Genomic DNA, 22,550 nt, shown 5'->3' on the forward strand with positions numbered 1-22,550 from the left:
ACAAGTGGTGCTTAGCCGACATCTCAAACCCGCCAATTTTCATGTCGTCTCTGCTGCGGTCCTGGTCGGCTTTATCTTGCTATCATCAGGCCCAATCTGGTCGTTCTTGGAAAAAGCTGGCCAAGTCCGCGAAGGCGCTGCATTGGTTCAACGCGACTCGTTGGTGGCCCTCGCTTCTTTGTTGAAATAGGCGGGGCCATTTGGCCATTGGGAGAACCATGGCGTACTCCAACCTCCCTCGGTCACCCTTTCCACCTAGCAGTCCGGTGTCCGAAGTCTCGATGGTTTCGTAAGATGGAGAGGATTTAGCAGGTCGTTCTCGACGCTCGCTGGCAATGCCTGTGTCGCCTCAAGTATCTCGCTTATGGTCCGGCCGGTTTCCAGAACCTCCTTCGCGATCTGCGCAGATCGCTCGTACCCGAGAAGTGATACAAGTGCGGTCGCAAGTGCAGTGCCAGCTTCAAGATTCTGCCGGCAACGCTCGATGTTGGCGGTGATGCCGACAACACATTTGTCGGTGAGCGTCTCGCTCGCGTTCGTCAACAACTTCATTGACTGCAACAGGTTGAAAACAATCACCGGCTCCATCGCGTTCAATTGCAATTGTCCCGCCTCAGCTGCCAGCGTTACAACAAGGTCCGCGCCGATGACCTGGAATGCAACCTGGTTCACGACTTCCGGAATAACAGGGTTCACTTTTCCGGGCATGATTGACGAGCCTGGCTGCATCGCAGGGAGATTGATCTCGCCAAGGCCGCCACGCGGGCCGCTGGAAAGCAGCCGCAGATCGTTCGAGATCTTGGACAGCTTTACGGCTGTCCTTTTCAAAGTTCCGGAGAAATGCACGAAGGCGCCAGTATCCCAACAGGCCTCGACAAGATCCGACGCCCGCCGCAGTTCGATCCCGGTCATCCTCGAGAGCTCTTCTGTTGCAATCGCCGCATAGGCGGGATCAGCCGTGATACCTGTACCAATTGCGGTACCACCAAGATTTATCTCCTTAAGGAGATGAGCGGCCTCATCCAGTCGGAGGACATCTTCTCGCAGGGTCACGGCAAAAGCCATGAACTCTTGTCCGAGCGTCATCGGGACAGCGTCCTGGAGTTGGGTTCGTCCAAGCTTGACGATGTCCCTGAACTCTCGCGCCTTCGCTTCGAACGCGGAGGCCAGCCGTTCAATTGCGGCCGATAGCTCCCGGTAGCTGAAGAGCACCGCCAGTCTGATCGCCGTTGGGTAGACGTCATTTGTCGATTGCGCGAGATTCACATCATTGTTGGGATGAATGACATCGAAGTGTCCCCGAGGGAGGCCAAGATGCTCGAGCGCACGATTTGCGATAACCTCGTTGACGTTCATGTTCGTGGAGGTGCCGGCTCCGCCCTGAAACACATCCACGGGAAACTGGTCGAGCAATTGGCCGTTCGATATGTCGTCGCAGGCCTTTTCTATCGCGAGCGCCTTTGCAGGCGAAAGGTCGCCAAGCCGGAGATTGGCGAAGGCGGCCGCCTTCTTTGTCAACGCGAGGGCGCGGACGAACAACGGATAATCGCTGACCGGGATTCCCGAGATCTGAAAATTTGCAATCGCGCGAGCGGTCTGTGCGCTGTAGTAGGCGTATGACGGGAGCTCGATTTCGCCGAGCGTGTCTCGTTCGCTGCGTGTCTTGCAGGGGAACGTGGACGGAGTGTCTGACATGCTAATCCTCTGGTGTTCCGTGATCGCCGTCCGAGCCTGAACACCACGACCCTGTCCGTTTCGAGTACGATTTGAAGGCTATCCGTCGGCAGGGCGGCTTTCGACTTCGCGAGGCAAAAACACCTGACGCAAGGTGACGCAAATGGCGCGCCGCATAGATGCCTGCGACGTCGCGAACTCAGCCGACGTTTTGAAGGCCCAACTGCCCAACACGTGTCGAACGATCTTGCTTCACCGACGGGCGCCGGCGGACAGGCGGCTATGCATGAGACCTAGAGCAATGCTGCGTGCTGCCTCACGCGGTTTGCGGCCTCCGACAACCGTTCTGCCGAAACTGTACCCGCCCGTGCAGCAGCCGCGATCCCCTCACACAGCTCGCCAAGATGCGGCCCGCCAGAGACAAGCAAGAGGTCCGCCCCGGCGTTCAGCGATGCGACCGCCGTCGCCACCAGCGATCTGCCGCGCATGGTGGCAGGGGCATCGAGATCATCACTGACGACAATCCCCTGAAACCCGAATTGCTGCCGCAACAGGGCAATGACGGCGGGCGATGTGCTGGCCGCATTTTCAGCATCGACCGCGACAACAGGAGCCGGCCCCGTCATGACCGCCCTGATTCCGGCCTCGATGGCTGCCTGAAACGGCAGTGCGTTGCGCAGGATCTGGTCAAGGGGGGTGTGCAAGGCGACATCGACGAGCGCCGGGTCAGCAACCAGGTTGTCGTATCCCGGAAAATGCTTGGTTACAGCAGAAACGCCCGCCTTTTGAACACCCGTCACGAACGCCTTAACGAGCTTGGCAACGGCCGCGGGGTCGGTCCCCATCTGCCGGTTGCGCAGCCAGGGATTTTGCCTGCCCGCAACATCGGCAATCGGCGCGAGAAACATCGTTACTCCAAGTTCGCGAGCGACGCTGGCCGTTTGAAAACACCGATCAGCCAGGTCTTGATGAGAAAGCGTGATGGCCTCTGCCAAGGCAGGAAGAGGCGGAACGAGACCCTGCAACCTTTGGATTCCGCCCATTTCCTCGTCGACAGCAACGATGAGCTTCGGGCACTTCGCAAGCAGCCTTTCTATTGCCGAGCGAAAGATGCTCGCCGTTTCGGTGGAGAGCCTCGCCTCGGACATGCTGCGAGCCACATATTCGTCGCGTGTTTCTCCGATCAGAAGCGAGTGTCCGCCCTGGTCCAAAAACGGTTCCATAACGCCAGCGAAATCGAGACTGTCAAACGCAGGCAGCAATACGGCCCTGGCATCCTGGTCCAGCGAGTAGTTCATTGATTTTCTCCTTGAACGAGGCCTTTCAGGCCGTCTGAACATCCACACCCATCTCGCGGACTCGCTGTAGGAACGAGCTGTTCTGACTTGTGGTGAAGAGCTGCGAAACCACAGAGATCGGCGCCACCTCGTGGGTCGCCACTTGCCCGAGCTTGTCGGATAATGCGAGAACCAAGGTCTTGTTCGACGCCTTGATCATTGCCTTCTTGAAGAACGCGTCCTCAAGGTCGTCGGCGCGAAGCGTCAAGTCATCGTCGACGCCGCAGGTTCCGAGCACGCAGAAGTCGACCTTGAGCCCACGCACGGCATCGATCGCACTCGCTCCAGTGGCGCTACGTGTGAATTTGCTCAGCCTTCCACCGAGCAAAGTGACCTCCGCGAGGGGATGGTCGAGCCCGGCACCGGCAACGTCCACCGAACTGGTGAAGATGCGCACGGAGAGCGTCGGCGGCAGTTGGCGAATGAACTGCACGACGGTGGTACTTGTATCGACGAGCAAGGTCGCGCCTTCAGGAATTGCCGCAGCAGCAGCGCGGCCAATCCGCTGTTTTTCTTCCGTCCCCAGTGTTTCGCGACGATGAAAGTCGAGTGCCGGCGTCACGAGGCGCGCAGCTCCTCCGTGGAAGCGTTGCACAACCCGTGCGTCGACAAGCTCGCGCAGGTCGCGTCGGATCGAATCCTCCGAGACTTTGAATTCCTGAGCAAGGTCGACGGCGGTCACGCGGCCGGCGGCATTGATCTTCTCCAGGATGATGGCCTGACGTTCCACTGGCGAAAGGGTTGTCGGTTCCTCCTTGCCGGTACTCATCCCGCAATCTCCTCCTCAAGCGGCGTAAGAAGGCCAAGGCTCGACAATCTGCGCTCAAGCGCGACGGCCGACTGGAAATGCTCGGTCTGGAACCCAAGTCTCGACGCCGCAGCAATGTTGGTCGGGTTGTCATCGATGAAAATGCAATCCTCAGCGCGCACGCCGGCACGCTCCAAAAACAAGTCGAAAATTGCCGCATCCGGCTTGATGAGCCGCTCCCGCCCGGAAACCACGAGAACGTCGAAGTCGCCGAGAAAGGGGAAAATCGCCTGAGCCCGGGGAAAAGTCTCAGCCGACCAATTGGAAATGGCATGAACAGGCACGCCCGCGGACTTGAGCCGCGCAAGAACCTGCGAGGTTCCCTCCACCTCCCCGCCGAGCATCTCGTGCCACCTGCTCCAGTACGCCTCGATCAACGCGGCATGTTCCGGAAAGCGCGCGGAGCGTTCGGCAACTCCTTCGGCAAAAGGCGTCCCCGCGTCGAACTGCTCGTTCCAGGAGGAGGTGCAGACTTCAGCAAGGAATCTTGCAACGCTTTCATCGTCTCGAAGGAGCTTGCGATAGAGGTAGGCAGGATTCCAGTCGATCAACACGCCACCTATGTCGAACACCACGTTGGTTGGGGTCACTTCCTTACCTCTCTGCATGAACACGACAATCAATATGCACAAAACCGCACAATAATGCAATATGTCGCACGCACAACTGCACGTTCACGCATGTAGGCGATGTCTCTGTATGTCCGTGTCGACAGTGCGGCGCGAATGCGTGCAGCGCTCGATCAGCCAGGACGGCGCATCACCGGATGCGGCTGCAGGACCAAATCTGTTTTGACGGCCGCACCATCGGGCGCCTGCATGAGGATGCGGGATCAGTGTGCCTCTCGCCGCGCTGTTGCGTGCGCTGAGCAATGGGACGGCGAGGCATCATGACTTGAGCTACCAGGCCGTCCCATGCTGAAACAAAGGTTCGGCGGTGGCCGAGGCCATCTGAACTTAGGCGCGCAAGAAGTCTGCCGCCCGCTCGCCGATCATGATGCAGACCGCGTTCGGGTTCCCGGAGATCAGCGTTGGCATGATGGATGCGTCCGCCACGCGCAGACCTTCCACTCCATGGACCCTGAGCTCAGGATCGACGACGGCCATCTCGTCCCTGCCCATCCGGCACGTTCCCGATGGATGCAGCGCCGCATGCGCGTCCTGCTGGCAAAAGGTCCTGATCTCTTCACGCGTCTTCATTGGCGCCACCGGCGTATGCCGCGCAGCTACGTATTTCGCGATAGATGACTGCGACATGATATCGATCGCGGCCATCGTCCCGTCAGTGATCGCCTCCAGATCATGTGGATCCGAGAAATAGCGTGGAGCGACGCGCGGGTTTGCCAAAGGGTCAGCGCTGACAAGCGTAACTTCGCCTCTCGACCTCGGCCTTATCTGCCCAAGATTTACGGTACAGCCGTTGCCACCCGGAACAGCATCGACACCTTCTTCGATGCCCGCGCCGACGACCATGAAGTACTGGATATCAGGAACCGCTTCGTTCCTGTTTCCCCACCAGAACGCCCCTCCCTCGATGAGGTTGGAGGAAGCCGGGCCGTTTCGAAACAGCGCATAGTTCAAGCCAGCCGCCGCCTTCCAATGCAGCTTCTTGTACTTGTCGTAGCTGTGCGGTCCGTTGAGCTGATAGACCAGCGAAATCTCGATGTGGTCCTGCAGGTTCTGCCCGACACCCGGCAGATTCGCGTGCACGTCAATGCCCTGGCGCAGGATCTGATCGGCTGGCCCGATGCCCGAAAGCATGAGCAGTTTCGGCGTGGCAATCGCGCCGGCCGAGAGGATGATTTCGTGCTTCGCCTTGTGCGTGACCTTGTGCTTGCCGCGCATGCACTCGACGCCGACCGCCCTTCCCTTCTCGATGATAACGCGCGTGACGGTGGCGCCTGTTTCGACACGCAAGTTGCGGCGGTTGCGGGCAGGTTTGAGATAGGCGACCGCCGTCGAACTCCGGCGGCCGTCCTGAGCAGTTATTTGGTAGAGGCCGCAGCCTGCCTGGTCCCCGGAGTTGAAGTCCGGATTGTAAGGGAGGCCGGCCTGTTGACACGCCTGCAGCCAGGCGCGCGTCAAAGGGTGGATGTAGTCCACATCGGATACGCCAAGTGGACCGCCGACGCCGTGCGCCTCGTTGCAGAACCGGTTGTTGTTTTCCGCACGCTTGAAATAGGGCAGCACGTCGGAATACGCCCAGCCATCCGCCCCCATACGAACCCATTGGTCGTAGTCCGACGGTACGCCCCTGATATAGATCATGGCGTTGACCGAGCTTCCGCCGCCGAGCACCCTTGCCTGCACCATGGTCGGGTTGGCAGTCCGCCCCTGCTCGGGCATCGGCTCCCATGGAATCCGCTTCAGAAGCGAGCCCTGAGCCGTCTTGTAGTAAGCGCCAGGAATATGGATGTAGGGATTGAGGTCTCTGGGGCCTTCCTCCAGAAGCAGGACGTTGACGCTCGGATCCTCGGACAAACGCGAGGCAATGACGCATCCTGTCGATCCCCCTCCGACCACGATGTAGTCGTAGGTGAAGAGCTCATCTGGCTCGGGAGGCAAAACTCCCAACCGCGCTGATACCCAATCGGAAAACGACATCAGGATTACCTCGCGATGGAAAAGCCGGCCTTGATGGCCAGGGCAGCTACGGTCAGGGCCGGATTGACCGCAGCCGATGTCGGCAGGACGGAGGCATCCGTGACGTACAGGTTCTCGACGTCGTGGCTGCGGCAATCCAAATTGACGACCGAGGTTTTCGGATCGTTGCCCAAGCGCGCAGTGCCGCATTGATGAGAGGTCGTTTTCCGACCGAATGTATGCGTCAGCACGATTGGAAATCCGGCTTTGCGCATGGCAGCCCGGGTCTTCTTGATCAACGCCTCGTGCGCCCGCATGTTCGAGCGAACCCAATTCATGACAATTCGGCCGTCGCGAACCATCACCCTGCTTTCCGGGTTTGGCAGGTCCTCGCTCGTCAGGAACCAGCCGTAGGCATAGCGCGCAAGGATCCCGGTAAACCAGGCGGGAGCCGGAACGGGGAAATTGGCCTTCAGGATGTTGCCGGTGATGTGCCCCAGCAGTTGGACGTTGCCGAGCGGAAAACCGAACTCATTGTCTTCGTTATAGAAGTCGTTGAAGGTGATTGTCTTTTGGTAGACGCTTGTGTTGGGCGCAAGCGGATCGATCGTCAACATTGCGCTTGTATTGTGGTTCATGAAGTTGCGGCCGAGCTGGTCGGAACTGTTGCCGAGGCCGGTCGGATGAGCGCTATTGGCCGATCGGAGCAACAGAGCCGCGGATTGCACCGCCCCGGCCGCCACCGCGAAAGTGTCCGCCGAAACCCGTTGCTCAACGCCATCCTTCGTGAAGATGGCCGCGACGACCCTTCTACCGCTGCCGTCGGTCTCCAAGCGCAATACGTTGGCACCCGTTATCAGGCTGACGTTTTCATGCGCCAAGGCGCGCGACAGCGGCCCGACTTCCGCGTCAATCTTGCCTTGCCCTGTGTTCGGGAACGCATCCCATCCGGTTTTCGCGCGCCGCAGCCAGGCTTCGATGTCGATCGCGAGCGGCAGGGGCGAGGGATGAATGCCCGCCTTTTCAAGCCGCTTGCGCACGGCAGCGATTGCCGGCTCGTCGGGAACGGGCGGATAGCCATAGGGCTGCGAGTGGGGTGGTTCCGTTGGATCGTCTCTGGTGCTTCCGCGCACCTGGAAGACCGCTTCCGCCGCATCGTACCACGGTGACAATTCGCCGTAGGAGATCGGCCAACCCGGCGATGCCCCGTCCATGTGCCTTCGCGAAAGAAAATCCTCCTTGCGATAGCGAAACATCACCGCGCCAAAGAACTTCGAGTTTCCGCCCACGTAATAGTAGTTCCCGGGCAGGAAGCTCTGTCCGTCTGTCCCGTACCACTCCTCGGTGTTGCGATAGTATCCCTTCTGGAAGATCTCGATGTCGTCTCTGGCTTGGGGGGCATCAAGCAGGAAGTCACCTCTTTCGAGGATGACGATGCGCCGGCCTGATGGTGCGAGGCTTGAGGCAAGCGATGCTCCGCCGATGCCGGATCCTATGATGACGATGTCAGCGGTCTGTGTCATTGCTTGTACTCAATCGATGCGCGTTTCGGTGTCAGCGTCAAAGAGAACGATCTTGGACGTGTCGATCGACAAGGCGGCCTCGCGACCGGCATCGACCTGCTTGGGCGGCAAGCGGGCCGTCACTTCGACCCCGCCAAGGTGAAAGACGACGAGTGTGTCCGGACCTGTGGGCTCGACAACGTCGACAGTGACGGCAAGCATCGCACCCGATCCTCCGTTCGCGACCGCGAAGTTTTCCGGCCGGATACCGACCAAAACCTTCTTTCCGGCATACTTGCGGGCCGCCTCGGCCGACAGCGGAATGCCGGTAATCCTACCGGGCGGTTTGCCCGCGATATCGACTTTCGCCGTCACGTTGTCGCCCTGGACCTCCAGAACGCCGGGAACGATGTTCATGGCCGGCGAGCCGACAAACCGCGCCACATAGACGTTGGCCGGGCGGTCATAGACCGATTGCGGCTCATCCAGATGCTGAACCACACCGTCCTTCATGACAGCGACGCGCGTTGCGAGCGTCATCGCCTCGATCTGGTCATGGGTCACGTAAACGATGGTCGTGCCAAGACGCTGGTGAAGGCGCTTGATCTCTGTCCGCATGTCGACGCGAAGCTTCGCATCAAGGTTCGACAGCGGCTCATCGAACAGAAACAGTTTCGGTTGCCGCACGATGGCGCGCCCCATCGCCACACGCTGGCGCTGACCACCCGAAAGCTGTGACGGTTTCCGGTCAAGAAGATGCGTGATCTGCAGCAGGTCGGCGGCCGTCTTCACCGATTTATCCCGTTCGGCCTGCGACAGCCCCCGGATCTTCATGCCGAACTCGATGTTCTGGCGCACCGTCATCGTGGGATAGAGCGCGTAGGACTGGAACACCATGGCGATATCCCGGTCTTTCGGCGACAGGTGGTTTACGACCCTTCCAGCTATGCGAATGTCGCCGCCACTGATGGTTTCGAGACCGGCAATCATGTTGAGAAGCGTCGACTTTCCGCAACCGGAGGGGCCGAGCAACACCAGAAAGTCGCCGGTGCCTATCGATATCGAGACTTCCTTGAGAACCTCGAGGCTTCCGTAGGCCTTGCGAACACGATCGATTTCAAGAGTAGACATGGGATCAGCCTTTCACGGCGCCAGCGGTCAACCCGCGGACGAAGTAGCGTCCAGCGACGACGTAGACGAAGAGGGTGGGGATCGCGGCGATCATGGCAGCGGCCATGTCGACGTTGTATTGCTTGCGCCCGGTGGTCACGTTGACGATGTTGTTGAGCGCAACCGTTATCGGACTGCTTGCCCCTGACGTGAACGAGACACCAAAGAGGAAGTCGTTCCAGATCTGGGTGAACTGCCAGATACAGGAGACCACGATGATGGGGATCGACGTCGGAAGGATGACGCTCCAGAAAATCCGGAAGAAGCCCGCGCCATCCACCATCGCTGCCTTGGTCAATTCGTCCGGAAGCGACACGAAGTAGTTGCGGAAGAAGAGGGTCGTGAAGCAGATGCCATAGGAGACGTGCACGCAGATCAGGCCCGGTATGCTGCCGGCCAGCCCAAGAATGCCAAGGGTACGTGCCATCGGGATCAGGACCGCCTGGTACGGCAGAAAGCAGCCGAACAGGAGCAGGCCGAACACGAAGTTTGCGCCAGGAAACTTCCACTTCGTCAGGATGTAGCCGTTGATGGCGCCGATGCCCGTTGAGAGGATGACCGACGGTATCACCATCAGCAGCGAGTTGACGAAATAGGGCTTCAGCCCGGTGCACTCGGTTCCGATGCAGGCCTGCGACCAGGCGGCGCGCCAGGCGTCCAGGGTCACGGTCTGCGGAAGGCCGATGAAGGAGCCCCCGTAAATCTCGTCGAGCGGCTTGAGAGACGTCACGACCATGACCCACAAGGGCATCAGGTAGACCAAGGCCACAGCGAGAAGGCAGGCGTAGATCGCCAACCGTCCCAGGCGCGCCTTTCCGGATTGTGAAAGTGCTTCAGCCATTGTCGCGCTCCCGAAGTTCGGAATAGAGGTACGGAACGATGATGGCCGCGACCGTCATCAGCATCATCACGGCGCTGGCAGCCCCCACGCCCATCTGGTTGCGACGGAAGGTGGCCGCGAACATGAAGGTTGACGGCAGCTCGGTGGCGGCGCCCGGGCCGGCATTCGTCAGCGCCAGCACCAGGTCGAAGCTCTTGATGGCGATGTAGCTCAACAGCACGATGACGCTGAGCATTGCCGGACGCAGCATCGGAATGATGATCTGGCGATAGATGAGCGGAAGGCTGGCACCTTCGATCTGCGCTGCCTTGATGACCGAGTTGTCGACTCCGCGCAGTCCCGCCAGGAAGATGGCCATCGCAAAACCGGAGGATTGCCAGACGCCGGCGATAACGACCGTATAGATCGCCATCCGGGGATCGGTGATCCAGTCGAAGCGAAACGTCTCCCAGCCGAGGTCGTTGACGACCTTCTGTATGCCGAGCCCCGGGTTCATGATCCATTTCCAGGCCGTTCCGGTCACAATGAACGAGAGCGCCATTGGGTAGAGGTAGACCGCCCGCAGTGCCCCTTCGGCGCGGATGTTCTGATCGAGCAGGATGGCCAGGAGGAGGCCAAGAGCCGTCGACAGCGCCAGAAACAGCGCAGAGAAGATGAACAGATTGGCTACCGCAGTGTGCCACCGCGGTGTCGCCCAAAGGCGCACATACTGCTCCAGGCCCACGAAGTCGTAGACAGGCACGAACTTCGAGGACGTGACGGAAATCAGCCCTGTCCAAAGAATGAACAGGTAGACTGTTATGACGACGATCAGCAGGCTGGGAGCAACGACAAGGCGTGGAAGCCAGCTGGCCAATCGTGAGGACATGCGCTTGGAGGCGCTCATGGATCTGCTCCGATGGCGAATTCAATGGTCGGGCCGGGTTGTCATATCCCGGCCCGCTCTCAAGGCGATTTCGGGTTAGCGGGCGTTGTCGATGCCTTCGACCAGCATCTTGACCGCGTCTTCGGAGCTCATATTGCCAACGAAGAACTGCGCGGCGACGTCGCTGAAGACCGAGGCGAACTCGGGCTTCGCGGCGAAGCCATGGGTCATGGCGCCCTGCATGCTGCCCTTCTCGATCGCCGCCGTCCGCTCGCTGTAGCCGAGCTTCGCGCAATCATCGAATTCGTCGACCGACACATCGATACGGGCAGGAATGGAGCCCTTGATCAGGTTGAAACCCTTCTGAATCTTCGGATCCATGATCGTTTCGGCAAGGGCCACCTGGGCCTTTTGCAGGTTCTCGTCCTTCACCGTGAACATGCCGAAGGTATCGATGACGTACTGGAAAGCGGTGACTTGGCCGGGCGTCGCAAAGCAGTAGAAGTCCTTGTTCGGCTTCAGGCCCTTTGCAAGGAACTCGCCCTTGGCCCAGTCGCCCATGAACTGTATGGCGGCTTCGCCGTTGATGACCATGCCCGTGGCGACGGCCCAGTCCCGGCCGACGAAGTTGTCGTCGACAAGACCGCGCACTTCGCGCAGCGTGTCGAACACCTTCGCCATTTCGGGGCTGGCGAGCGTCTGCGGGTCCAGATCAATGGCTGCCTTCTGGTAAAACTCCGGACCGTTGATGTCCGTCAGAAGGGCGTCGAAGATGATGCCGATCTGCCAGGGCTCGTCGCCCATCGCGATCGGGACAACACCCTTTTCCTTGAGCTTCTTGCCCGCGTCGATCAATTCCGACCAGTTCTTGGGAACCGAAACGCCGGCATCGTCAAAGAGCTTCTTGTTGGCCCAGACCCAGTTCTGCCGGTGCATGTTGATCGGTGCGGCGATGAAGGCGTCGCCCGACGTCACGAAAGGCAGAAGCTGCGGAGCGAGCGCTTCGCGCCACCCGCCTGCTGCTGCAAGATCGTTCAGGTCGCGCACAACGCCCTGCTCTGCCCACTGCACGCCTTCCCAGCCGAGAAACTGCATGGCCCCCGGGGGATTGCCGGCGGTCAGCCGCGCGCGCAGAGCCTGCTGGGCGTTTGCGCCGCTTGCGCCGCCGACGGCGGAATCCTTCCATTGGAAGCCCTTGGCTTCGAGGTCCTTGCGGATCACGTTCAAGGCGTCGACTTCACTTTGCGAGACCCAGTGATGAAGAACCTCGATCGACCCTTCTGCACGTGCTCCCACCGGAACGAGCATCGTCGCAGCGACAAGGGCGGAGAAAAACTTTGACATTTTGATAGTCCTCTCTGGTTGGGTTTATGTCGCCGGCCCTTCGCGGGCTCTTGGGCGAATGCATTAGCTGGGGTCAGCAGGCATCGCGTATCCGACGTTCTTTCGGCCGTAGCGGCGGACCCGGATGTTTGCCTGTTCGGCATGCCCGGCGAAGCCTTCCATGAGGCAGAGCCTGGAGCCGTATGCACCGATCATGGCGGACGCCTCATCGGTGAGAATCTTCTGATAGGTGCAGGTCTTGAGGAACTTCCCGACCCAGAGGCCGCCTGTGTAGCGAGCGGCCTTGTTGGTCGGCAGCGTGTGGTTGGTGCCGATCACCTTGTCCCCGAACGCGACATTCGTGCGTGCCCCGAGGAAGAATGCGCCGTAGTTCTTCATGTTGTGCAGGAAGTAGTCGGGATCCCTCGTCATGACCTGGACATGTTCGGAGGCGACCCGATCGCCTTCCTCGACCATCTCTTCGAGGGTGTCGCAGACGATGATCTCGCCGTAGTCTTCCCAGGCCTTGGCGGCGACCGCCGCGGTCGGCAGGATCTTGAGCAGACGGTCGATCTCGGACAGCGTGTCGCGAGCAAGCTTTTCCGAATTGGTTATGAGAACGGCCGGAGAGTTGGCACCATGTTCGGCCTGGCCAAGAAGGTCGGTCGCAACGATCTCGCCGTCGACACTGTCGTCGGCAATGACAAGCGTCTCCGTCGGGCCGGCGAACAGGTCGATGCCAACCTTACCGAAGAGCAGGCGCTTGGCTTCAGCGACGTAGGCGTTTCCGGGGCCCGCAAGCATATCGACAGGCGCAATGGTCTCGGTGCCATAGGCCATTGCCGCGATCGCCTGGACACCGCCGAGGCAATAGATTTCGTCGGCCCCGGCGAGCGCCTGGGCTGCGACAATCTTCTCGGCGAGCTTCCCCTGGAATGGAGGCGCACAGGTGATCACCCGCTCGCACCCGGCAACGCGGGCCGTCAGAACGGTCATGTGCGCGGATGCCAGCAGCGGGTACTTGCCGCCGGGAACGTAGCAACCGACGTTCTGGATCGGCACGTTCTTGTGACCAAGGATCACGCCCGGCAGCGATTCAATTTCGATATCGAGCAGCGCCGCCTTCTGCGCCTCGGCGAACTTGCGGACCTGCTCCTGCGCGAAATCGAGATCCTCGCGCTCTCGGCTCGTCAGCGCGTTGATGCAGCTGGCAATTTCATCTCTTGTTAGGCGATAGGATTCACGGTCGAGCTTGTCGAATTGCACGGAGAGTTCGCGCACTGCCCTGTCGCCACCGGCCTCCACCTTTGCAAGCAGGGCCTCCACGGTCTTGGTGACGGAGCCATCGGAGCTGCCGGTGACCGAAGCTTGGGCGGTTTTAATCTGTCGTATCATGACAATAGCTCTTCGTTTGCGGAAGCACGACGCTCCGCGATCCGAGGGGATGTGGATGGAATGGGTGGGGTGCAGGCCGTGGCGCGCACCCCTTCGCAGTTACTTACAGATGCTGCTCACGGGCACGCATCTCGGCGTAGGCCGCCTGTTCCTTTTCGTAGTAGGCGGGCGACGGGAAATCCCACCAGCCGGTGGCGAATGGTCCGGCTGCGTCGCGAGAGACGATGACCTCGACCAGCGCCGGGCCGCCGCACTCGAGAGCTGCCTTGAGGCTGCTTTCGAGATCCTCGTCCCTTTCGACCTTCCAGGCTGCCAACCCGAACGCGCGGGCCGACGCCGTTATATCGGCGGAGTACGGCGCTCCGTTTCCGGCGTGATGATTGAATTCCGAGGCGATATGGCGGCCCATGAACTTCCGTTGCCCGCCACGGATCGACATGTATCCCTGGTTGTTGAGCACGAGGAAGACCGCGTTGATGCCGTTCATGACTGCGGTGCCCATCTCCGGCAGCGACATCATGAAGTCCCCGTCCCCGACGATGGCGACGACCTGGCGATCCGGGCAAGCGAGCTTCGCGCCAAGTGCTGCGGGCACGGCCCAGCCCATCGGCGAGTACGAGCCTGACGTAAGGTGCGTGCGGGGCTCGTAGACCGGGAAGCTCTGCTTGACGGAGCCCTGGGTGTTGCCGGAGCCGACCACGACGATACCGTCCCTGTCGAGCACCTTGCGAAGCGCCATAAGCGGTCGTTGGGAGGTGAAGGGCGTTTCGCGGCTGTTTTCGCGCGGCTCGACCTGCGCGCGCCACTGCGCCTTTGCCTTCTGCACATCGGCCAGGAACGTCTCACAGCGCGAAATCATCTTCTTGCTGTCCGCGTCGGAAATCAGCGCGAGAATGGCCTCGAGCGCGACCCTCGCGTCTGCGACGATGCCAACCTCCGTTTCGTAGTTCTTGCCGATCTCGCGCGGATCCAGATCGATGTGGATCAGTTTCGCCGAAGGGATCGAGAAGGACACGCCCTTCGCATAGGACGATGCGGACCAGTCGGTAAACCGGCAACCAACCGAGACAACGACGTCGGCAGAGGCGGTGATCTTGTTGCCGCACGTCGTTCCGGTCTGGCCAACCGCACCGATGAACAGCTGATGATCCTCGGAAATGGCGCCCTTCCCGTTCCAGGTAATGGAGACGGCCGCACCGAGCTTTTCGGCAAGGCGCGTCAGCTCCTTGGACGCACCCGAAGTGATCGCACCGCCGCCGGCCACGATGACCGGGCGCTCGGCGGAAAGCAGGACCTTCACAGCTGCCTCGATCGCCTTCGGGTCCGGGTAGGCAACGCCGATCGGCAAGCGCTTCTGAAGCGGATGGATGGCGACGTCGGCCGTTTCGACCTGGACGTTCATCGGGACTTCGACGTGAACCGGTCCGGGACGGCCGGTCAGCATCTCGCTGAAAGCGCGGTGCATGATGCTTGGGAGAACTTCGACGGAATTGGCCTGCCAAGCGCGCTTCGTCACCTGCTCGGTGATGCGTGGGAAGGCGTTGTCTTGCTGGCGTTCGAGTTCCTGCATGGTGCCGTGGCCATGCATATAGGTCTGCGGTGAGCCAGACACGTAGAACAGCGATGTCGAGTCACAATAGGCGGTTGCCAGGCCAATGATGGTGTTGGCGGCCCCCGGTCCGACCGAGGTCGAGCAGGCCATGGGCTTGCCAGACGCACGATAGTAACCGTCAGCCATGTGCACCGCGCTCTGTTCGTGCATCACCTGGATGAACGGGATCTCAGAACCTTCCTGCAAAAAGGCATCGAAAAGCGACCAAATGCCATGTCCAGGCACACCAGCGACATATTCAACACCATATTCCTTCAGCGCTTTCGCGACTACCTGGCCACCTGTGAGCTTCATTGATCGACCCTCTGATTGTTATGCTTCTCAACGGGGAGGCAATCGGACGTAATCACCTACCCAACGATGGCACTATTCTCGACCAGATGGCGGAAGCTTCAAGTTCGCAGGAGTTGAATCACCGAAGCAAGGTGACGCACACATGGTTTCCAAGTGCATCAAATGCCAGTGGAAAGAAAGGCAACGCCCTGCGGTAGCGGCCGGACTGCCTGGCCGGCGACGCAAAGAGAGAGCATTATCGAAACGTTCTCGTCCTCACGGGCCGAGCCAAGCGCTTCGCAATGTGAAGCGGAGATCGCTTCAACACGCACATAGATTCATGAAGGCGCGCACTTTTGTAACGAAAGGCGATGTGGCTTCCTGTAAAAAATGCAAATGCTTGGAAGGACATCCGACGTGCAGAACGCGACCAGAAACCTTGCCTTCGCCGACGAATTCATCGTCGCAAAGCTCGTTGAGAATGTGGTTGACTACCACGTAGAAGACGCGGTGGTTGTCAACCTGAGCCCGTCGGTCATGGTCACTGGCGATGAACACCCAGGGATCGTCCCAGCCTGGAAATCGACCTGGCTGAAGGGTGGAAAGATCAAGTCCGCCGAACGTGCCGCCCTTATCAAGGTCGTGAAGCCTACCAATCTCGGCGGTTGCATGTTCCGGGGTTGGGACTGGCTTGGAAATCGCATCCGGAGCTTTCCAAGGGATACGCCGCTCTACATCTCGGCGCAGGATGAGATCGGAAAGATCTCGCTGGATCCCCGCGTCTTCACCAACGAACGCGCGACCTCTAGGGAACTCCAGGAGTTCACCCTGAAACTAAATCTGTGGTGGTCGCCCGGCGACACGGATTGCTTCATCCACAACGAACACCCGTTCCTCGAGACCCATACGCAGATCCACGGCATTGGCCGGATGCAGAAATTCAAGCACCGCGACCAGGCGACCATTTATGAGGACGTCCTGATGCCGATCGGATACTCGCACGATCCCTTCTGCCGCGTGACCGGCCACAACGAATGGACGTATCCCTGGCATCGCTACTATGCCGACACCGACAGCGTGTGGCTCGCGGTCGAACTTCACCCATAGATCGTCTTTCATCGAGAATGAACTGGCACGCGGGGCGCGTCAGTTCATCTGGATCATGTCAGAACCATCCCCCAGATATTGCAGCGCTTCTCGCGGAATTGCGGGATCATTGCGGTCCATAACGGTGAGGCTCTTCAGGTGTTCACGGCGCAGAAGACCGGGTCCGCGGTAATGGAGGGCGACCTTGGTGGAGTACGGCTGGCGGAAGACATTCGCCGCGATCCCGCTCGAAATCCCGAACATGAACTTCTTCGCGTTGCGCTTAACCTGGGCGTAGACGCCAAACGTCAGTTCGTTTGACTGAATTCCTTCAAAGTCGGCCGTGAACAATCGATCCGCTACAGGAAAGCAGAAACCGTAATATTTGAAGACGTACTCTGTCTTTCTGGGATCATCGAAGCTCGGAAACCTCTCCACATAGTAATGCTGCAGGAATTCCTTGTTCTGATAGATGCAGAACGCCGACCGGAGCACAAATCCCTTGTAGATGGAGGAGTATTGGTAGCGATCGTAGATACCGACGATATCGTTGTGATCCGACTTGTTCTCAACGATCATGTTGGAAACAAATCGCGAGAACTCCGGCAATTGACGCGCGGTCTGCATCGCATGGAAGAAGTTCCCATCGACCAGCGTGCGGAACTCGTCCGGATCTGAAAACAGGATCGGCACGCTCAGGCCGAAGTAGTTGGCGATAATCCTTAGGTTAGCGGCCGAAGGGATGTGGGCCCCCGACAGGTACTTGTTAAACTGTTGCCGGTTGACGTTGATCTTCCGGCACACCGCAGCGACAGACCCGTGCTGCTCGCAGAGCGTGCGAAGATTTGCTGCCAAGGCAGACGCGTCTTTCCCCAAATGTTCCATCCGGCCTGTCCTCACAAGTGAAGCAATATGAAGCATACTATACTTCATATTGCGAAGCACTTCAACAACTTGCGAAATTGTGAACAGGCGCCCCTCCAGCCAATCTGTGCACGTCGAGTGGAAAGGATACGGCGGTGACCTCTTCGAGAAAGCCAGGATGGTCGGTGATGGGGACTGGCACTATCGCCACGGAGCACATGGTGGCAGCGATCCGATCGATCGGACACGAGGCTCGTTGGGTCGTCAGCCGAAACAAGGAATACGCCAAATTCTTCTCCGAAGACCTGAAGATCCCGCAAACGTCGACGGAAGCTCGCCAGGCGCTCAACGACCCGCTCGTGAATTTCGCCTATGTGAGTGCTGCCAGAGATCGCCGGAAGCACTACATTTCGGCGGCCGCAGAGGCACGAAAACACATCCTTTGCGACGCTCCCATTTCCCACAGCAGCCGAATTGCGGGCGGACTGGTTGATCGGTGCAGGGCGGCAGGCGTGGCGCTGGCGGTAAATCAGCCTTCGCGGGCCTCAATTGTCCATCAGACGATGAGACGCCTCGCCATGGAGGGGCATATCGGGACACTTCAATCGCTCTTGATCGTCCGCGGCGCGCCCTATCACTCGCCGCCGAACCGAAGAAGTGAGGAAATGGTACCCGAAGGGGAGCTGCTGCTCGACGTCTCTGTCGAGGACATCGATCTGGCGCGCTTCCTGACCGGACAGGAGCCGGTCGAAGTCTCGGCGCTGTCCGCAGCGCCGAACGGCGCGAGCCAGCAGCAACTCTCCTACGCAATGCGCCTGTCTGGAGGCGCAATGTTCCAGGCGTTCGAAAGCTATACGACCGCAGAAATCGAGAGCGTCGTCATGCTGGCCGGCGATCAAGGGGCCCTGATCGCTCAGGGCACTTTGAACGGAAAGGCGGGCACGCTGACCCGGCGCGCAAACGCCCGCAACGAACTGGTGCCAGTCAGGGAAAGGGACCTACCTGCAACAACGATCGAGGGGTTTCTCGCCTCCACCCGAACCGCTTCCGACTGGCTTTGTCGAGGCGACGACAACGTCATCGCCCTAAGGGCGGCCGAGGCAATCAAGGCCTCCAACAAGCGCCAGCGGACCGTACCCGTCCAATCCAAGTAGTCCTTCAATTCAACTACAGGAATGAAAGCAATGACCACGCGAGACACGTTGATATTTCACTCCATGGCTTCGAAGTTCAACACGCTCTCGATCGATATCGATATCGCGCAAACCGTTGGCTTCGATGGCCTCGAAACGTCGGGAACGAAAATCGCGGCGTTCCTCAATTCCGGCTTCACACAGAACGATCTGAAGGGACGGCTCCAAGCGCTTGACGTTCCGGGCATCGGCTTTCTCGTCGACCTCGAGCGCCAGGGAGCCGGCCGGGAAGAGATGCTGCGGGAGGCGGAGGAACTCTGCAGGCTTGCTGTTGCGATCGGAGCGAAGGGCATCGAGGCCATTACCGGGCCGCTCGACCTACGGGCCTTCGAACCTGGCTCTGCTCAGCGCTATCCCGCATTTTATCGCGGCCTGATCGATGCGCCGAGGGAGACCCAGATCACGTTGACCGCGGAGAACCTGCGTGCCGTCGCCGATGTTGCGGCAAAGTACGGGCTGATCGTCTATCTCGAATCTCTCTCCTGGACGCCGCTCAATACGATAGACGCCCAACTGCAGATCATCGAGGCTTGCCGGCGAGACAACGTCCGCCTGGTCATCGATTTCTGGCACGCATATACCTCCGGGGACACACCGGAGCGAATTGCGCGCCTCGACAAGGACCTCATTTACGGCGTGCATGTGTGCGACTCCCTAGAGTACCACGGCGGCCTACCGAACGAGGCGTTACTCCGCGACGTGCCGACGGGAAAAGGTGTCCTCGACCTGCAAAGCTGGGTCGATGCCGTAAAGGCAACGGGCTATCGCGGCTGGTGGAGTTGCGAACTCTTCTGCAATCGGCAGCACCAAGACAACAGTTACGACGTAGCGCGGGATCTAAAGGCGCTGATGGAACGAATGATCCTGGGCTGATGAACGTGCCAATCGACGCCGGGCAGCATGCGATGGAAACGCCGCATCGACTCCGGCCACGATTGAAATGCTGGCGCTACGGCCCAAACCGCCGACGACGTGTTGATCCCCAAGAGTGCCGAATGGTTTCAACGGCACCCTTCGACTGAATGAGCATATCGCCCAATCCAACCGCTGGTAACGTTACACCTCCCAAGCGGTTGGTCAGCCGGTGGCAGCTATGCTGTCACCGGCGTCAGACCTTCATTGGTCATGACGCGAACCCTGGTGCTCTAGGTCCCGAAGTGCCCACGCGCCACCTAGACTTCGACCCTCTCGCCCGTTGCTCGGTCGAAAAGGTGGATCTTATCCGTCGCAAAATGCACGCGGATGCGATCCCCGACAGCGTGGCTGACCGCACCCGACGTGCGGGCGACGACCCGCCCCTGCTCCGTGGCCAGAAACCAAAGCTTCTCATGCCCGAGGTTTTCTACCCCATCCACCGTGCCGGCAACAAAGGGTCCCTCGCCTGTGCCGAGACCCACGTGCTCCGGGCGGATGCCGACCGTGAGGTCGGCCGGTAGATGGCTCGCCCCCGGAAAGCCGAGCGTACCGATGGAGATGGTGGCACCGTTCGCGTGGCCTTCGAAGAAGTTCATCGGCGGCGAGCCGATGAATTTGGCGACGAACAGGTTGGCGGGACGATGGTAAACCTCTTCCGGCGTGCCGAACTGCATGAGGTTCGACCGGCCGGCCTGCTTCAAGGGAGCAAGCACGGCGATACGGTCGCCCATCGTCATCGCCTCGACCTGGTCGTGGGTGACGTAGATCATGGTCGAGCCGAGTTCGCGGTGGAGCCTGCTTAGCTCGTAGCGCATGGCGGCGCGAAACTCCGCGTCGAGATTGGAGAGCGGTTCGTCAAAGAGGAAGACGGCCGGCTTTCGCACGATGGCGCGGGCAAGCGCCACGCGCTGTCGCTGGCCGCCCGACAGCGCGCCCGGCCGCTTGTGCAGGTGATCCGCTAGGCCGACCATGCGTGCCACGTCGGCGACGCCCGACTGGATCTTCTCCTTCGCCTCGCCGCGCAGCCGCATGCCGAAGGAAATATTGTCGGCGACGGACATGTGCGGGAAGAGCGCATAGTTCTGGAACACCATGGCGACATCGCGCTTTGCCGGATCGACGTCATTGACGATGCGCTCACCGATGGAGATCTGGCCCGAGCGTCCCTCCTCGAGGCCCGCGATCAGGCGCAGCGTCGTCGACTTGCCACAGCCGGAGGGGCCGACGAAGACGACGAATTCGCCCGAACGGATATCAAGATCGAGATTGCGGACGACATCGACGGAGCCGTAGGAGATATCGATGCCCTGAAGGGAAACGGCGGACATGGCTTTTTTCCTTGATTGGTCGGGTGCGGTTTACTTGACCGCGCCGAGGCTGAGGCCCTGGACGATGCGTCGTTGCGCCAGGATGGCGAACAGGGCCATGGGCAGGATGATGATGATGGAAGCAGCCGACATCGCCCCCCAGTCGATGGAGGCGTAGCCGCGGAAACCGGCGACGGCGAGCGTGACGGTCTGCGCCTTCTCGAAGGTCAGTGCCAACGCGATGGTCAGCTCGTTCCACATCTTGATGGAGTTGAGGATGACCGTTGCCGCGATACCGGGTGCTGCAATCGGCACGTAGATCGTCCAGATGATGCGCAAGGTGCTTGCGCCCTCCAACCTTGCGGCCTCCGCAAGCGCTTCGGGAATATCGGCGAAGAAGGCGCGCAGCAGCCAGATCGTGAAGGGCAGCGTGAACACCTGGTAGATCAGTGCCAGGCCGATCACCGTGTCGTAGAGCCCGACGGACTGGAAGAGCACGTACATCGGCACGATGAACAGGAACTCCGGCAACATGTAGGAGATCAGGAGCCAGATCAGGATCGTGCGCCTGCCGGGCACGTGCTTCCTGTTGAGGTAATAGGCGGCCGGAATGCCAGCCGCCAGCGCCAGCACATTGCCGATGGCGCAGACGACCAGGCTGTTGAAGAACGCGCCGGAAAAGCCGGTCGAGGACCAGGCCTTTCCGAAGTTTTCCCATACGGGCGAGAAGAGCCAGACCGGCGGCATCGCGAAAGCGTCGACCCGGTTCTTCAGCGCGATCGTCAGGATCCAGTAGATCGGGAACAGCGAGATGACCACGGCAACGAGCGCAACCGCATAGGGCCAAAGGGCATGGCGTGAGGAAGCGGAGCGGCTCATGCCTTTTCTCCATCGTCTGTGTCGATCATCAGGTAGATGATGCAGAGGGCCAGAATGATGAGCGAGAAGACGACGGCGATGGCCGCTGACTCACCGAACTTGTAGGACTTGAAGGCAGTCTGGTAGGCGAGTGTCTGGACACTCTCGGTCGCCCGTAGCGGCCCGCCGCCTGTCGTGCCGAAAATGATGTCGAACACCTTGAGCGTGTCGATGGTGCGGAAGATGATGACGGTGATCAGCACCGGCTTCAGCATCGGCAGGGTGACGTAGCGGAACGTCTGGAAGGCCGTCGCACCTTCCAGCCTTGCGGCCTCGAACGGTTCGGCAGGCAGGCTCTTCAACGCCGACGAGAGGATGATGAAGGTGAAGGCCGTCTGCCACCAGGTGTCGATCATGATGATCGAAGGCATCGCAGTCGGCACCGTACCGAGCCAGGCGGGACCGGGTATGCCGACAAGCGACAGCAGGTAGTTGATGATGCCGAGCGTCGGGTCGAGCATGACCTTCCAGATCAGCGACACCGCGATGCCGGAGACCATCAGCGGCAGGATCATCAAGGTCCGGATCAGCCCCGCGCCAACGCGGATGCGGTTGATGGCGAGGGCCAGACCCAAGCCCAGGAAGGTCTCGATCACGACGGCGAAGACGGCGAAATAGAAGGTGTTGAACAGCGCCTTAGGGAAGCCGCTGCCCGACAGGATACGCACGAAATTGCGCAACCCGACGAACTTTGCCTCCGAGCCCCAGTTCCACTGGAGGAGCGAGAGATAGCCGGAATAGATGACCGGATAGAGCGTTCCCGCGGCCAGAAGCACGAGGGCCGGCGCGATCAGCCAACGGATGTGTTTTTCACGACGCATGGTCGATACGATCCTGCTTTCGGGAGAAACGGGGCCGGATGGTCCGGCCCCGGAAGGAGACGGG

19 protein-coding genes are annotated in these 22,550 nt (G+C 60.1%); 3 read left to right on the plus strand and 16 right to left on the minus strand.

The annotated features are described in order from the left end of the window. Positions 1-255: 255 nt before the first annotated feature. The 12 genes from VGO04_RS32595 to VGO04_RS32650 all read right to left on the minus strand — a co-directional run bounded on the left by VGO04_RS32595 (position 256) and on the right by VGO04_RS32650 (position 15,403). Positions 256-1,695 carry an aspartate ammonia-lyase gene (locus tag VGO04_RS32595; protein WP_327500126.1) on the minus strand — a complete coding sequence of 480 codons (1,440 nt, stop codon included), beginning with the start codon at positions 1,693-1,695 and terminating at the stop codon, positions 256-258. A gap of 272 nt (positions 1,696-1,967) precedes the next feature. Further along, on the minus strand, positions 1,968-2,972 hold the full coding sequence (locus tag VGO04_RS32600; protein ID WP_327500127.1) for a glycoside hydrolase family 3 N-terminal domain-containing protein: 1,005 nt from the start codon (positions 2,970-2,972) through the stop codon (positions 1,968-1,970). A gap of 25 nt (positions 2,973-2,997) precedes the next feature. Next, positions 2,998-3,780: a DeoR/GlpR family DNA-binding transcription regulator gene (locus VGO04_RS32605; RefSeq protein WP_327500128.1), complete on the minus strand. Its 783-nt coding sequence runs from the start codon at positions 3,778-3,780 to the stop codon at positions 2,998-3,000. After that, positions 3,777-4,409 (minus strand): HAD family phosphatase, encoded by a 633-nt coding sequence (locus tag VGO04_RS32610; RefSeq protein WP_327500129.1) that lies wholly within the window; start codon positions 4,407-4,409, stop codon positions 3,777-3,779. Before VGO04_RS32610 ends, VGO04_RS32605 begins: the two co-directional genes overlap by 4 nt. Before the next feature lie 366 nt (positions 4,410-4,775). Continuing rightward, a complete protein-coding gene (locus tag VGO04_RS32615; RefSeq protein ID WP_327500130.1) occupies positions 4,776-6,422 on the minus strand; it encodes a GMC family oxidoreductase in 1,647 nt (548 codons plus the stop codon). A gap of 5 nt (positions 6,423-6,427) precedes the next feature. Beyond that, positions 6,428-7,924: a GMC family oxidoreductase gene (locus tag VGO04_RS32620; RefSeq protein WP_327500131.1), complete on the minus strand. Its 1,497-nt coding sequence runs from the start codon at positions 7,922-7,924 to the stop codon at positions 6,428-6,430. A 9-nt stretch (positions 7,925-7,933) separates the two neighbouring features. Continuing rightward, on the minus strand, positions 7,934-9,034 hold the full coding sequence (locus tag VGO04_RS32625; RefSeq protein WP_327500132.1) for a sn-glycerol-3-phosphate ABC transporter ATP-binding protein UgpC: 1,101 nt from the start codon (positions 9,032-9,034) through the stop codon (positions 7,934-7,936). Positions 9,035-9,038: 4 nt separating this feature from the next. After that, positions 9,039-9,914: a carbohydrate ABC transporter permease gene (locus VGO04_RS32630; RefSeq protein ID WP_327500133.1), complete on the minus strand. Its 876-nt coding sequence runs from the start codon at positions 9,912-9,914 to the stop codon at positions 9,039-9,041. Beyond that, positions 9,907-10,800 carry a carbohydrate ABC transporter permease gene (locus tag VGO04_RS32635; protein ID WP_414650645.1) on the minus strand — a complete coding sequence of 298 codons (894 nt, stop codon included), beginning with the start codon at positions 10,798-10,800 and terminating at the stop codon, positions 9,907-9,909. The genes VGO04_RS32630 and VGO04_RS32635 overlap by 8 nt, the downstream gene beginning before the upstream one ends. A gap of 75 nt (positions 10,801-10,875) precedes the next feature. Continuing rightward, a complete protein-coding gene (locus tag VGO04_RS32640; RefSeq protein WP_327500134.1) occupies positions 10,876-12,123 on the minus strand; it encodes an ABC transporter substrate-binding protein in 1,248 nt (415 codons plus the stop codon). A 63-nt stretch (positions 12,124-12,186) separates the two neighbouring features. Continuing rightward, positions 12,187-13,497 (minus strand): histidinol dehydrogenase, encoded by a 1,311-nt coding sequence (hisD, locus tag VGO04_RS32645; RefSeq protein WP_327500135.1) that lies wholly within the window; start codon positions 13,495-13,497, stop codon positions 12,187-12,189. 103 nt (positions 13,498-13,600) lie between these two features. Beyond that, positions 13,601-15,403 (minus strand): thiamine pyrophosphate-binding protein, encoded by a 1,803-nt coding sequence (locus VGO04_RS32650; protein ID WP_327500136.1) that lies wholly within the window; start codon positions 15,401-15,403, stop codon positions 13,601-13,603. A gap of 396 nt (positions 15,404-15,799) precedes the next feature. Between VGO04_RS32650 and VGO04_RS32655 the strand changes: the two genes are divergently transcribed. After that, complete coding sequence (locus VGO04_RS32655; RefSeq protein WP_327500137.1) at positions 15,800-16,489, plus strand: hypothetical protein; 690 nt, start codon at positions 15,800-15,802, stop codon at positions 16,487-16,489. 39 nt (positions 16,490-16,528) lie between these two features. On the opposite strand, the gene VGO04_RS32660 is transcribed toward VGO04_RS32655, so the two are convergent. Continuing rightward, complete coding sequence (locus VGO04_RS32660) at positions 16,529-17,353, minus strand: helix-turn-helix transcriptional regulator (RefSeq protein ID WP_327500138.1); 825 nt, start codon at positions 17,351-17,353, stop codon at positions 16,529-16,531. 167 nt (positions 17,354-17,520) lie between these two features. Between VGO04_RS32660 and VGO04_RS32665 the strand changes: the two genes are divergently transcribed. Together VGO04_RS32665 and VGO04_RS32670 are read left to right on the plus strand one after the other, a co-directional pair. After that, positions 17,521-18,486: a Gfo/Idh/MocA family oxidoreductase gene (locus tag VGO04_RS32665; RefSeq protein ID WP_327500139.1), complete on the plus strand. Its 966-nt coding sequence runs from the start codon at positions 17,521-17,523 to the stop codon at positions 18,484-18,486. A 30-nt stretch (positions 18,487-18,516) separates the two neighbouring features. Beyond that, a complete protein-coding gene (locus VGO04_RS32670; protein ID WP_327500140.1) occupies positions 18,517-19,398 on the plus strand; it encodes a sugar phosphate isomerase/epimerase family protein in 882 nt (293 codons plus the stop codon). A gap of 299 nt (positions 19,399-19,697) precedes the next feature. Here VGO04_RS32670 and VGO04_RS32675 read toward each other — a convergent pair whose 3' ends face one another. From VGO04_RS32675 to VGO04_RS32685, 3 genes are read right to left on the minus strand one after another with little or no spacing between them, the layout of a single operon-like run. Next, on the minus strand, positions 19,698-20,768 hold the full coding sequence (locus tag VGO04_RS32675; protein WP_327500141.1) for an ABC transporter ATP-binding protein: 1,071 nt from the start codon (positions 20,766-20,768) through the stop codon (positions 19,698-19,700). Between the two features lie 30 nt (positions 20,769-20,798). After that, positions 20,799-21,626 (minus strand): carbohydrate ABC transporter permease, encoded by an 828-nt coding sequence (locus VGO04_RS32680; RefSeq protein ID WP_327500142.1) that lies wholly within the window; start codon positions 21,624-21,626, stop codon positions 20,799-20,801. Beyond that, complete coding sequence (locus tag VGO04_RS32685; protein ID WP_327500143.1) at positions 21,623-22,486, minus strand: sugar ABC transporter permease; 864 nt, start codon at positions 22,484-22,486, stop codon at positions 21,623-21,625. The genes VGO04_RS32680 and VGO04_RS32685 overlap by 4 nt, the downstream gene beginning before the upstream one ends. Between the last annotated feature and the right edge of the window lie 64 nt (positions 22,487-22,550).

Origin of the sequence: Ensifer sp. (assembly GCF_035999185.1) — a bacterium.
Classification (GTDB): Bacteria; Pseudomonadota; Alphaproteobacteria; order Rhizobiales; family Rhizobiaceae; genus Ensifer.